General features: G+C 70.2%; 10 protein-coding genes and 1 pseudogene. 3 read left to right on the forward strand and 8 right to left on the reverse strand.

Features of this window, described 5'->3' with window-relative positions; genetic code table 11:
* Window positions 1-24: 24 nt before the first annotated feature.
* Window positions 25-633 carry a uracil-DNA glycosylase family protein gene (locus tag ACG04R_RS02515; RefSeq protein WP_394406208.1) on the reverse strand — a complete coding sequence of 203 codons (609 nt, stop codon included), beginning with the start codon at window positions 631-633 and terminating at the stop codon, window positions 25-27.
* A 9-nt stretch (window positions 634-642) separates the two neighbouring features.
* The gene (locus tag ACG04R_RS02520; RefSeq protein WP_394406210.1) at window positions 643-1,338 is read right to left on the reverse strand and encodes a dienelactone hydrolase family protein; all 696 of its coding nucleotides are present in this window, start codon (window positions 1,336-1,338) and stop codon (window positions 643-645) included.
* A gap of 80 nt (window positions 1,339-1,418) precedes the next feature.
* Here ACG04R_RS02520 and ribA point away from each other — a divergent pair, with 80 nt between their 5' ends.
* The 3 genes from ribA (at window position 1,419) to ACG04R_RS02535 (ending at window position 5,154) form a co-directional block, all read left to right on the forward strand.
* On the forward strand, window positions 1,419-2,033 hold the full coding sequence (ribA, locus tag ACG04R_RS02525) for a GTP cyclohydrolase II (RefSeq protein WP_394406211.1): 615 nt from the start codon (window positions 1,419-1,421) through the stop codon (window positions 2,031-2,033).
* An 86-nt stretch (window positions 2,034-2,119) separates the two neighbouring features.
* Window positions 2,120-3,847: an ABC transporter permease gene (locus ACG04R_RS02530; protein ID WP_394406212.1), complete on the forward strand. Its 1,728-nt coding sequence runs from the start codon at window positions 2,120-2,122 to the stop codon at window positions 3,845-3,847.
* An 11-nt stretch (window positions 3,848-3,858) separates the two neighbouring features.
* Complete coding sequence (locus ACG04R_RS02535; RefSeq protein ID WP_394406213.1) at window positions 3,859-5,154, forward strand: ABC transporter ATP-binding protein; 1,296 nt, start codon at window positions 3,859-3,861, stop codon at window positions 5,152-5,154.
* A 22-nt stretch (window positions 5,155-5,176) separates the two neighbouring features.
* Here ACG04R_RS02535 and ACG04R_RS02540 read toward each other — a convergent pair whose 3' ends face one another.
* From ACG04R_RS02540 to ACG04R_RS02565, 6 genes and pseudogenes are all read right to left on the reverse strand, one after another.
* Entirely contained in the window at window positions 5,177-5,461 is a 285-nt protein-coding gene (locus tag ACG04R_RS02540) for a hypothetical protein (RefSeq protein WP_394406214.1), read from the reverse strand.
* Window positions 5,462-5,609: 148 nt separating this feature from the next.
* Window positions 5,610-6,131, reverse strand: a complete 522-nt coding sequence (locus ACG04R_RS02545; RefSeq protein WP_394406216.1) for a DUF1697 domain-containing protein — start codon at window positions 6,129-6,131, stop codon at window positions 5,610-5,612.
* Window positions 6,132-6,184: 53 nt separating this feature from the next.
* On the reverse strand, window positions 6,185-10,297 hold the full coding sequence (locus ACG04R_RS02550) for a PAS domain S-box protein (protein ID WP_394406218.1): 4,113 nt from the start codon (window positions 10,295-10,297) through the stop codon (window positions 6,185-6,187).
* 86 nt (window positions 10,298-10,383) lie between these two features.
* Window positions 10,384-10,506 (reverse strand): hypothetical protein, encoded by a 123-nt coding sequence (locus tag ACG04R_RS02555; protein WP_394406220.1) that lies wholly within the window; start codon window positions 10,504-10,506, stop codon window positions 10,384-10,386.
* 58 nt (window positions 10,507-10,564) lie between these two features.
* Window positions 10,565-11,182, reverse strand: coding sequence for an HD domain-containing protein (locus ACG04R_RS02560; RefSeq protein WP_394406221.1), 618 nt, complete (start codon window positions 11,180-11,182; stop codon window positions 10,565-10,567).
* Window positions 11,179-11,543: pseudogene (locus tag ACG04R_RS02565) on the reverse strand (VOC family protein). Before ACG04R_RS02565 ends, ACG04R_RS02560 begins: the two are co-directional and overlap by 4 nt.
* Between the last annotated feature and the right edge of the window lie 507 nt (window positions 11,544-12,050).

Below are 12,050 nucleotides of genomic sequence, written 5' to 3' on the forward strand. Positions count from 1 at the left end.
CAGCGGCGCCCGCGGCCGCGGGCGTCATTCCTTGCGCGCGCCATGGTGGCGCACGGCCAGCGCCTGTGCCACCTCCTCGCGTAGCGCCGGCAGCACCTCCGCCTCGAACCAGGGCCGGTCCCGCAACCAGCGCTGGTTGCGAGGGCTGGGATGCGGTAGCGGCAGCAGGCCGTGGGCGAGCCCTTCTCGCCACCCGGCCACCAGCTCGTCCACCGACGCCTTGCGCCGCAGATGCCAGCCCAGCGCATGCGAACCGATGGCCAGCGTCAGCCGGATGCCCGGCAGCGCCGCCAGCACGCGGTCGCGCCACAGCGGCGCGCACTCCGGCCGCGGCGGCAGGTCACCGCCCTTGCCGGTACCCGGGAAGCACATCCCCATCGGCACGATCGCAAAGCAGCGCGGGTCGTAGAAGGTCTCGCGCGGCACACCCAGCCAGGCGCGCAGGCGGTCGCCGCTGGCGTCGTCGAAGGGCCGGCCTTTCTCGTGGGCGACGCGGCCCGGCGCCTGGCCGGCGATGAGGATGGGCGCGCGCCGGTCGAGCTGGAAGATGGGTTTGGCGCCCAGCGGCAGGTGCGGCTCGCAGACGGCGCAGGCGCGCAGCTCGGGCAGCAACCGCTGCAGCGCCGTCGCCACGGCGTCGCCTCAGGCCAGGTGCTGCCCGAAGAACCGCATCGCCCGGTCCCACGCCTGCTGCGCCCAGGCCGCGTCGTACTGCGTCTTGGCGATGCGTCCTGGCCCCTGCGCCGTCTCGTTGGCGAAGGCGTGGTGGGCCAGGTAGCGATGGCCTTCGTAGCTCACGCCGGCCTCGGCCAGCCTGGCCTCCAGGCCGTCCACGCCGGCGATGGCGAAGAACTCGTCCTGCGTGGCCCAGTGGGCCTGCAGCGGAATCTTGATCTTGCCGGCGTCCACGTATTCCAGCGGCGGCATGCCGTACCAGACGACGGCCGCATCGGCCTCGGGCACCAGCATCGAGGCCAGCAGCGTCAGCGCGCCGCCCATGCAGTAGCCGGTCACGCCGACCTTGCCGCTGCCCAGCTTCAGCCCCTTCAGGTAGCTCACCGCGCCGCGCACGTCCTGCGCCGCGGCGTCGCCGAAATTCAGGCCCGTCATCAGGTGGTGGGCCTCCTCCTCCTCGACGGTGCTCTGGCCGCGGTAGAGGTCGGGCACCAGCGCCGTGAAGCCGGCAGCCGCGAAGCGGTCGGCGACGCCACGGATCTGGTCGTTCAGGCCCCACCATTCCTGGATGACGACGACGGCGCCCACCGGCTGCGCGGCTTCGGCCAGGTAGCCGGTGACGGCGGCGCCATCGGGGCGTGAAAAGTTGACGGTCTCGGCCATGTCGGACTCCTGCGTTGGAGGCCGCAGTCTGCCCTGTTTGACGCGGGTTTTCCCGTGCGGGGCGACAATGCCGCTTCATCATGAAGATCGAACGCATCGTTTCCACCCGCCTGCCGACGCCCTACGGCGAGTTCGCCATCCACGGTTTCCGTGAGAGCGACAGCGGGCAGGAGCATGTCGTGCTCAGCATGGGCGACCTCGTCGGCCAGCCCGGCGACGAGCCGCCGCTGGTGCGCGTGCACTCCGAGTGCATGACCGGCGAGGTGTTCGGCTCGCTGCGCTGCGACTGCCGCCCGCAGCTGGAAAGCGCGATGAAGAGCATCGCCGCCCGGGGCCGCGGCGCCATCGTCTACATGCGCGGCCACGAGGGCCGGGGCATCGGCCTGGTGCAGAAGCTGCGCGCCTACGCCGAGCAGGACGCCGGCAAGGACACCATCGAGGCCAACGCTGCCCTGGGTCTGCCCATCGACGCGCGCCGCTACGACGCCGCCGCCTGCATGCTGCGGGCGCTGGGCGTGCACCGCATCCGCCTGCTGACGAACAACCCGCTGAAGATGGCCGCGCTGGCCGAGTTCGGCATCGACGTGGTGGAACGCGAGGCGTCGCTGACGCGCCCCGGCCCCGAGAACGAGAAGTACCTGCGCACCAAGGCCGAGTCGATGGGTCACCACGACCTCGGCCACCTGTTCGAGTAGCGCAAGTCGCGTGCAAGCCTCGGGACAGCGTTTTCACGAGGCTATGACAATGCCCCCGTAGGCTGCCGGTCGCTATAAAACAGACCATGTCCGACCGCCGCTTCTTCCCCCGCCCCGCCATCGAGGCGACGTTCAATCGTTGGGACTGGGCGCTGCTGCCCCTGGTGCTGGCGGTGCTCATCCTGCTGGCGCTGGCCGCCTCGCAGATGGCCAAGCCCTTCCACCTCGGCGAGCAGCTGCCGCTGAGCCTGGACGTCGCCTACCTGCCCTACTACCTGCTGCGCACCACGCTGCGGATGTTCATCGCGCTGGCCGCGTCGGTGGTGTTCGCCTGCGTGTTCGCGGTGCTGGCGGCCAAGGTGCGCGCGGCCGAAAAGGTGCTGGTGCCGCTGCTGGACATCCTGCAGTCCATCCCCATCCTGGGCTTCCAGGCCATCGCGGTGGCGCCCTTCATCGCGCTGTTCCCGGGCAACCTCTTCGGCGTGGAGCTGGCGGCGCTGTTCGCCATCTTCACCAGCCAGGCCTGGAACATGGCGTTCAGCCTCTACCAGTCGCTGCGCACGGTGCCGAACGAACTGCAGGAGGCGTCGCGCATCTTCCAGCTGTCAGGCTGGCAACGCTTCTGGCGCCTGGAGCTGCCGTTCGCGATGCCGGGGCTGCTGTGGAACATGATGATGAGCATGAGCGGCGGCTGGTTCTTCGTCGTCGCGTCCGAGGCCATCTCGGTGGCCGGCCAGGACATCAAGCTGCCCGGCGTGGGCTCCTACATCGCACTGGCCATCGAGGCCAAGGACCTGGGCGCCATCGGCTGGGCCATCCTCGGCATGCTGATCGGCATCCTGCTGTACGACCAGCTCTTCTTCCGCCCGCTGCTGGCCTGGGCCGACAAGTTCCGCTTCGAGGAGTCGGGCAGCGAGAACGCGCCGCAGTCGTGGCTGCTGACCTGGCTGCGCCGCACCGAGTCGCTGCAGAAGCTCGGCGAATGGCCGGCACGCTGGATCACGGCCAGCTTCCGCCCGATGCGCAAGACCTACGACGGCCGCTCCATCCGCGCCAAGAGCAAGCCGGCCAATCCGCTGTGGGCACGCGGCTGGGACGCGCTGGTCGCCGCGCTGGTGCTGTTCGCGCTGTACCGCATGATCAGCTTCATCCACGCCGAAGTGGGCTGGGGCGAAGCGGCCCATGTGTTCAAGCTCGGGCTGTACACACTGGCCCGCGTGCTGCTGCTGATCGCCGTCGCGTCGCTGATCTGGGTGCCCGTGGGCGTGTGGATCGGCCTGAACCCGCGCATCGCCGGCCGCGTCCAGGCCGTCGCGCAGTTCCTGGCGGCCTTTCCGTCCAACCTGGTCTTCCCGGTCGCGGTGCTGCTGATCGTCAAGTGGGGCCTCAACCCCAACATCTGGCTGTCGCCCCTCATCATCCTGGGCACGCAGTGGTATCTGCTGTTCAACGTCGTCGCGGGCGCGTCCACCATCCCGACCGAGCTGCGCCTGGCCGCGCAGAACCTGGGGCTCAAGGGCTGGCTGGCCTGGCGGCGCTACCTGCTGCCGGCCATCTTCCCGAGCTTCGTGACCGGGGCCATCACGGCCAGCGGCGGCTCGTGGAACGCCAGCATCGTGGCCGAGTACGTGACCTGGGGCGACACCCATCTCCAGGCCGCCGGCCTGGGCAGCTACATCCAGCAGATGACCACCGCTGGCGACTTCCCGCGCATCGCGCTGGGCATCGGCGTCATGTGCATCTTCGTGATGGCACTCAACCACTGGGTCTGGCGGCGGCTGTACCGCATCGCCGAAGACCGCATGCACTTTTGAAGGAAGCCGCCGTGACCGCCTTGATCGACCTGAAAGACGTGGCCAAGGGCTTCAAGTCCGCCGACGGCAGCCTGCGCTCGGTGCTGGAGGATGTGGACTTCACGCTGGCCAAGGGAGAGATCGTCGCACTGCTGGGCCAGAGCGGCTCGGGCAAGAGCACGCTGCTGCGCATCATGGCCGGGCTGATCCCGGCCGACGCCGGCGACGTGCGCTACCGCGGCCAGCCGCTGTTCGGGCCGGCGGCCGGCATCGCGATGGTGTTCCAGAGCTTCGCGCTGTTCCCGTGGCTGACCGTGCAGCAGAACGTCGAGCTGGGCCTGGAAGCCGCCGGCGTGGCCGAGGCCGAGCGTGCCGAGCGTGCCGAGAAGGCCATCGAGCTGATCGGCCTCGCCGGCTTCGAGGGCGCGCTGCCGCGCGAGCTGTCGGGCGGCATGCGCCAGCGCGTGGGCCTGGCCCGGGCACTGGTGATGGAGCCGCCGGTTCTGCTGATGGACGAGGCCTTCTCGGCCCTGGACGTGCTGACCGGCGAGCGCCTGCGCAACGAGATCCTCGAACTCTGGGACGGCGGCAACATGCCCACCCAGGCCATGCTGGTCGTGTCGCACAACATCGAGGAGGCCGTCATGATGGCCGACCGCGTGCTGATCTTCGCGAGCAACCCGGGCCGCGTGCGTGCCGAGCTGCCCATCACGCTGCCGCGCCCGCGCCGCGCCGACAGCCCCGAGGTGCGCCTGCTCATCGACGAGGTCTACCGGCTGATGACCAGCGCCACGACCGTGACAGGCGCCCCCGAGGAGGCACCCAAGCCCCACCTCAGCGACCGCCTGCCCGAGGCCGACGTGGGCCGCATGGAGAGCCTGCTGGAGCTGCTGGCCGACGACCAGTTCAAGGGCCGCGCCGACCTGCCCCAGCTCGTCGAGGAGAGCGAGCTCACCGACGAGGAGGTGCTGCCGCTGGCCGACGCGCTCAACCGCCTGGGCCTGGCCCAGCTCAGCGGCGGCGACCTGCTGATGACGCCGCTGGGCCACAAATACGTGGACGGCAGCCACGAGTTCCGGCGCCAGGTCTTCGGCCAGCAGCTGCTGGAGCATGTGCCGCTGGCCGCCTTCATCCGCCACAGCCTGGAGCAGGAGACCGACGGCGAGTTGAAGGAAGAGCCCTTCCTGAAGCTGCTGATGGACAGCATGGACACCGCGGAGGCCGAGCGCGTGCTGCGCGTGGCGATCGAGTGGGCGCGCTATGGCGAGGTGTTCGAGTACGACTACCACACCGGCCTGATCCACCTGCCGGAGTCGGACGAGGACTGAGCGCGGCGGCCCGCGCCTCAGCTCAGTGCTGCGTCAGCAGATGGGCGATGCCGGCGCTGGCGTAGACGGCGCGGACGGCGTCCGAGACCGGGTGGTCGGCGTTGGGCTCGGTGCTGCGCACCAGGCCGCCCTGGTCCAGGATGCGGCGCAGCTCCAGGGCCCGCTCCGACTGCTCGGCCTGCGCGCGCGACGGGTCCTCGAACGCGTCCAGCAGCGGGAAGGCATTGGCCCACCAGGGGGCGGGGTACCAGGTCTGGTCCCCGGCCTTCAACCAGAACCTGGGGGTGAACTTCAAGCTTTCTGCCATGGCCCGGTCCTCTCTTGCGCCGACTGCACTGGCTGGAAATTCTTCCGGGCAGCACCGGCCGCGACGAGTGAAATCTCTCCGGCCGGAACGGTGAAGAAGACCGCGCCCCTCCCCCACGAACGAGGGCCGCGCGCCGCGGCAGGCGCGCCTACGCGACGGCGCACTTGGCGACGGTGTCCCAGGTGCGTGTCGTGATGTCCTTGCCGAAGGTGCCTTCCAGCAGCTGCATGAACACCGGCCCCTTCTCGTCGGGCACGTAGACGGACAGCACCTCGCTGCCCACGCGCTTCAGGATGCAGGCGTCGTGCCGCGCCAGCGGCAGCTCCACATACCCCACGGCACCGGGGCTGCGCAGAAAGGTCACGACGCGCTTGCCGCCCGGCGGCAGTTCGAACTCGGCGAACGGGTCGGACTGGATGAACTGCTGAAGCTGCGTGCTGGTGCGCACGACGGCCTGGAAGCTGCGGCCCAGACCGTCCTTCATCGCCTTCTCCACGCGCTTCTGCACCACCGCCGCGGGCAGCGACCGCGCGATCGTGAAGGCCACGTTGCCGCTGCTCAGCAGCGTCTTCACGTCGGCCAGGCCGGCGGCCTCCAGGCTGCGCTTGAGGTCGGGCATGCTGCAGTTCATCGGGCTGACGCCTCGGAGCAGGGCAACGTAACGGGGCATGGTCGGGGGTGACGGGTGGAGGCCAGCCCCCTACGCTAACTCATTCGCGCAGCCTAGGCGGCCAACGCCAGCCGGGCCTGCTCAACGAAGCGCCCGAGTTCGTCGAGGATGCGGTCGGCATGGCGCCGGACCGCCTCGGACGACGTGCCCAGGCGTGCCGCTTCGGCCTCGAAGTCCCGCAGCTCGGCCTCCAGCCGGACCAGGCCGACCGACGCGCAGGCGCCGCGCAGCGAATGCGCCGCCGCGCGATCCAGCACCTGCACCCCGCCACCATAGACCTCGACGAAGCGTTGCAGCACGCGCTGCAGCAGCTCCGGCCGGTCGCAGACGCCGCTCAGCGCCCGCTGCAGGTCCAGGCCCTCGACGCCGCCCAGCCGCTCCTGAAGCCCGCGCCGGACCGGCGGCGTGGCGGCCTGAGGCAGCCAGCGCGCCAGCGTTGCTTGCAGCAGCCCGGGATCGACCGGCTTGGCGATGTGGTCATCCATGCCGGCATCCAGGCAGGCGCGGCGGTCCTCGCTGAAGGCATTGGCCGTCATCGCAATGATGGGCAGGTCCGTCAGGCCGGCGGCGCGGATGCGGCGCGTCGCCTCCAGCCCGTCGACGCCGGGCATCTGCATATCCATCAGCACCAGGGCATGGCCGCCGGCCAGCGCGGCCTCGACCGCGGCCTGGCCGTCGCCAACGATGTCGACTTCCAGGCCCATCACGCGCAGCAGCTCCGCGGCGACCTCCTGGTTGACCGGGTTGTCCTCGGCCAGCAGCACGCGCCGGCCACGCAGCGCGCCCTGCTGCGCCTGGGGGTCGGTGCTGCCACGGGCCTGCGGCGTCGGCAGCGCGTCAGCGCCCACACCCAACCAGGCCGTGAACCAGAAGCGGCTGCCTTCGCCGGGGTGGCTGTCGACGCCGGCCTCGCCCCCCATCAACTCGGCGATGTGGCGGGTCAGCGCCAGGCCCAGACCGGTGCCGCCGAAGCGGCGCGACGTGGAGCTGTCGGCCTGCTCGAAGGCCTGAAAGAGGCGCACCTGGGCCTCGGGCGCGATGCCGATGCCGGTGTCACTGACCTCGAAGCGCAGCAACCGTCGCGAGCCATCGCTGCGCAGCAGACGCACGAACAGGCCGATCTCGCCGCGCTCGGTGAACTTGACGGCGTTGCTGAGCAGGTTGAGCAGCACCTGGCTGAGTCGCGTCGGGTCGCCGCGCAGGCGAAGCGGTGCATGGTCGGTGTCCATGCGCAGCGCCAGGCCTTTGCTGCGTGCGCGCGGCGCCACCATCTCGATGGCGTTGTCGAGCAACTCGCCAAGGCCGAACTCGGTCTCTTCCAGCACCATCTTGCCGGCCTCGATCTTGGACAGGTCGAGGATGTCATTGATGAGCTGCAGCAGGTGCCGCGCGGCGGTGTCGAGCTTGGCGAGACGGCCGCCCAGCAGAGGGTCGGCCGCGTCGCGCGCCATCAGGTGGGTGAGGCCGAGGATGGCGTTCATCGGCGTGCGGATCTCATGGCTCATGTTGGCCAGGAAGGCGCTCTTGGCCCGCGTCGCGGCCTCGGCCTGCTCGGCACGCCGCGCCAGCTCGCGCTGCATGGCCTCGATCTGCTGCTCGCGCGCCTTGCGTTCGCTGTTGTCGAACATCACCGCCCGGTTGCTGACCGGGCGGCCTTCGGCATCCCTGACGACGACGGCATTCACCAGCACCGGCAGCACGCTGCCGTCCTTGCGCACGAAGTCGAAGTCGAGATCCCTCAGCTCTCCCAGCTCCCGGAAGCGCAGAAAACGCTCGCGGAACAGCGCCTGGCTCTCCGGTGTCATGAACCGGGTGAGTGGCTGCCCGATCACTTCGGCACGCTCGCGCCCCAGCATGGTGAGCTCCCTGGCATTGATGGCGACCACCTCACCGCCGTCAACGCTGAGGGAGTGGTAGCCGCAGGGCGCGTTGTCGTAGAGGTCGGTGATGGCGCCCGCGCGCTCGGCCAGCATCGCGTTCGCGGCCGTGAGCTCTGCCGTGCGCTGCGCCACCTGGCGCTCGAGCTCGGCCTGCTGGCGCTCCAGCGCGCGTCTTGCACGCTGCTGGTCCGTCACGTCGACCAGCATGGACAGTGCATGGGGCCTGCCGAAGATCTCGACGCGACAGGCCGAGTAGGACACGTCGACATCCGCACCCGACCTGGGATGCAGCCGGGCGGGCAGGGCTTCCAGCCTCGGCTGCACCTCCAGCTCACGGTAGATCTCATCCCGGAACATTTCGTCCGGCCACAGGCCGAAGTCCGCGCTGCTGCGGCCGATGACCTCGCTGCAGGTGTAGCCGGTCAGTGCCTCGAAAGCGGCATTGACCTCGACGAAGCGGCCATCCTCCATGCGGGAGACGGCCATGGCCACGGGAGCGCTCTGGAACAGCATCGCGAAGCGCTCGTGCGCCTCGCCGGCCTCGCGCAGCGCGCGCTGCTGCTCGCCGATGTCCTCGGTCGAGACGATGATGCCGCAGACCGCGCCCTGGTCCGTCCAGGGCTGCACCACCCAGCGCAGCCACTGCTCACTGCCGTCGGCGCGGCGCCAGACCTCGCCATCACAGCGCACGGTCTCGCCGGCCAGGGCGCGACCGTGGGCGTCCCGCCAGGCTTTGGGCATGTCGCTCAGCAGCGCGTCGTGGTTGCGGCCGGCCAGCTCGCCCAGGCCCTGGCCGAACTGCCGCGCCCACAGGCCGCTGGTCGCGAGGTAGTTCATGTCGGCATCGAGCAGCGCAATGCTGTGAGGGGCTTGCTGCACAAAGCCTTCCAGCTGCGCACGGGAGCGCCGCAGGGCCTCCTCGGCGCGGCGCCTCTCGGTGACATCGTGATGCAGGCCCAGCATGCCGATGAGTTCGCCGGCCGGCGTCAGCACGCGCATGCCCACGGACTCGGCCCAGAACTCGCTGCCGTCACGGCGCAGATAGCGCAGCTGGTAGCGGCCCCGGGTCGGCGACTCGGCGAGCGTGAAGCGGGTGCGCCCGAGCTCGGCATAGTCCGCCGGATCGGCGTAGAGCATCTCGGTGGTGCGTCCGCAAACCTCCTCTGGCGTGTAGCCGAACAAGGCGGTGAAGGCGGGATTGATCGTCTGGATGCGACGCGAAGCGTCGGTCAGGACCATGGCGTCGGGCAGGCCTTGAAACATCGCGCGCAACGTGGCCTCGCTGCACTGCAGCGCCCGCTGGGCGGCGTCACGCTCACTATCGGCCGCGACCAGGGCCTTGCGGGCGGCGTCCACCTCGGCAATGGCCGGACCTGCAGACCCCGTCGCCTCACGGCTGGCCAGCGACGCCACCGCGCGGGAGAGCCCCCGGCCGCCACGGCGCCCGGCCAGCAGCCCCATCAGGACCGCGCCGCCCACCAGGCTCGACAGGCCGGCCCCCACGGCCAGCATCGGCGCCAGCCTCTGGGCCGGCTCGACCTCGACGGCCAGGCTCCAGCGCCCCGCGGCGCTGGGCACGCTGAAGCGTGTGGCCCCGTCACCTGGCGCGGGTCGCCCCGCCACCAGAGCCCCCTGGCTGTCACGCAGGACGACATGCCAGCCCTCGGGGATCGCTGCCGCATCGATCAGCGCCTCGAAGCGCTGCACATCAATGGGCGTGAGCAGCACGCGGGGGGCCGCACCGACGCGCAGCACCGGCACGGCGACAGCCACCATGGACTGATGCGCGACCGGGCCGACAAAAAGGTCCCCTACCTCGGGCTTGCCGCTGGCCAGGGCCGCCGGCGCAGCCCCGTGGCCGCCGGGCCGCGGCAGGCTGGGCAAGGCATCGCCGAGTTGCCGCGCGGTGTGCAGCAACATTCGCCCCTGGTTGTCGGCCAGCACCACCTCGCCGCCGACAAGGTCGCGCAGCGCACGCGCCCGGCGGTGGAAGTCGGCCAAGTCGGCCTCGTCCAGGCGCGGCGAACTGGCCAGCAACTGCAGCGCCAACTCGCGGTCGCCCAACAGCTCGTCGACCTGGCCGGCCAGATGCTGGGCCAGCAGTTGGGCGGCGCGGTCGTCCGCGGTATGCAGGCGGCGTACTTGATCGACAGCCAGCCAGGTGGACAACAGGGCCAGCGGCAGCATGGACCACCAGACCCAGCGGCGCAGGTAGGCGCTCAGCGACAGCGGCACCGACGCGGGCAACGCCTGCGCGGATGCCTGGACCTCGTCGACTGCCGCCATAGAAAGCCCCCATTCCGGATGGACCCACCATAGGTGTCCCCGCGCCGCCGGCCCTTGATTCAGGTCAAAGGCCGCCCGGCCCTACGTCACGGCGCAAGCCGGTCTGATGAGCCTCGACCGTCAGTAGCGGCCGACGCGCTGCGCATCACCTCGTCCGCCGGGAACAGGTGCTCCACTTTCGGCGACGCCAGCGTGATATCCAGCGTCATGGCGAAGCTGGTGATGGGGCCATCGGCGCGCAAGTCGCTGCGTAGCGCCCCGGTCGCCTCAGCCTGGGCTGGCGATGGCCTGCCGCAGGTTGGCGCGCGCGGCGGCTTCGAAGCGCGCATGCAGTGCCGCCGTGCCATACAGCACAGGCCTCGCCAGGAAGCCCGCCAGGATGGCGCCGCGCTTCTCCTTGAACACCGCTGGCGGCACGAAACCGTATTCGACGCGGATCTGCGCCTCGTATTCGGCAAAGCGCGCCGGCGCGGCGCCAAGGATGGCGAGGTCGATGTCGACCAGCAGTTGTTCGTCGACCGTGGCCGGCGCGGCGCTGTGGCGCGTGGCGAGCACCAGCGCGGCGACGCGCCCGGCCACGTCGGGCGACGCACCGGCATCGAGCAGCGCCGTACGCGCCCAGTCGGCACTGACGGCCTCGTTGTCGTGCCGATGCACGTCGTAGACCGCGTCGTGGAACCACAGCGCGATCTCGACCTCCGCCGGCCGCTCGGCCAGCGCGCGGAACTCGTCGAACAGCGCCAGGCATTCGGCCAGGTGCTGCTGCGTGTGATACGCCCGGTGCGGCTCGGCATAACGGGACAGCAGCGCGGCGTGCAACGCGTCGTTGCCGGTGCCGCCGAGTGCTTGCCACGCGGCGCGCCAGCTGGCGAGATCAAGGCTCATGCGGTGGGCTGCCCGAACATCATGCGATGCCCGTCGACGGTGCGGATGCCGAACTCCCGCATGCTCCAGGGTTCGTCGCGCAACGGCTTGATGAACTCGACACCGCGCGCCTGCCATTCCGCGTGCAGGGCGTCGATGGCCTCGACCTGCACATAGGCGAAGTAGCCGTGGTCGCCCAGCTGCGCGGGCGGCAGCGCGTCGGGGCATTCGCCGGCCATGATGACGCAGGCATCGCGCTCCAGCCAGCACCAGCCGGGTCGCCCATGTCGTGGACGGTGAAGCCCAGCACGTCGCGATACCAGGCCGCGGAGCGGGCTAGATCGGGCACGGCGAGGACGTAGCGGCAGTGGGTCAGTGGCATGGGGGGATGGTAGGCAGGCTGAGCTGCCCACCAAGGGAGCCTGCTCCTCAGGCTGAAAGCGGACTTCGTCACTAGGCCGGCGATAGCCGGCGCGGGCCTGCTTTGGCGATGCTCTGGGGCGCACCGCTAATCCGTGCAGATGCTCACCAGCTCTCCCTTCTCGACCGTCGTTCGACAGCCGTAACCAGAAGAGAAGCGGTCACATTGGCCATCCACCCGAGCACCTGCGTTCCCGGACTGCGGAACACATGAATATCCTCCGCATTCGCTCGACGACTTGCACGGCGCGCCGGCCTTTGGATTGGGCAATTCGCAGGAATACTCGTTGGAAACGGGACGCATGGGGCTGTAGGGGTAGGTGCTCTTCCACCAACCGCCCTTGGCAGCACATTCCTCCTCCGGCTTGCTGGGCAGCTTAGGTGTCTTCTGGCGTGGAGACGAGGCCGCGCGATCACCAGCCGTGGTCTGCGTTGGCGTTGCCGTCGGAGGCTCTGCCCGGACACCACA

Origin of the sequence: Pelomonas candidula, assembly GCF_043555985.1 — a bacterium.
Taxonomy (GTDB): domain Bacteria; phylum Pseudomonadota; class Gammaproteobacteria; order Burkholderiales; family Burkholderiaceae_C; genus Pelomonas; species Pelomonas candidula.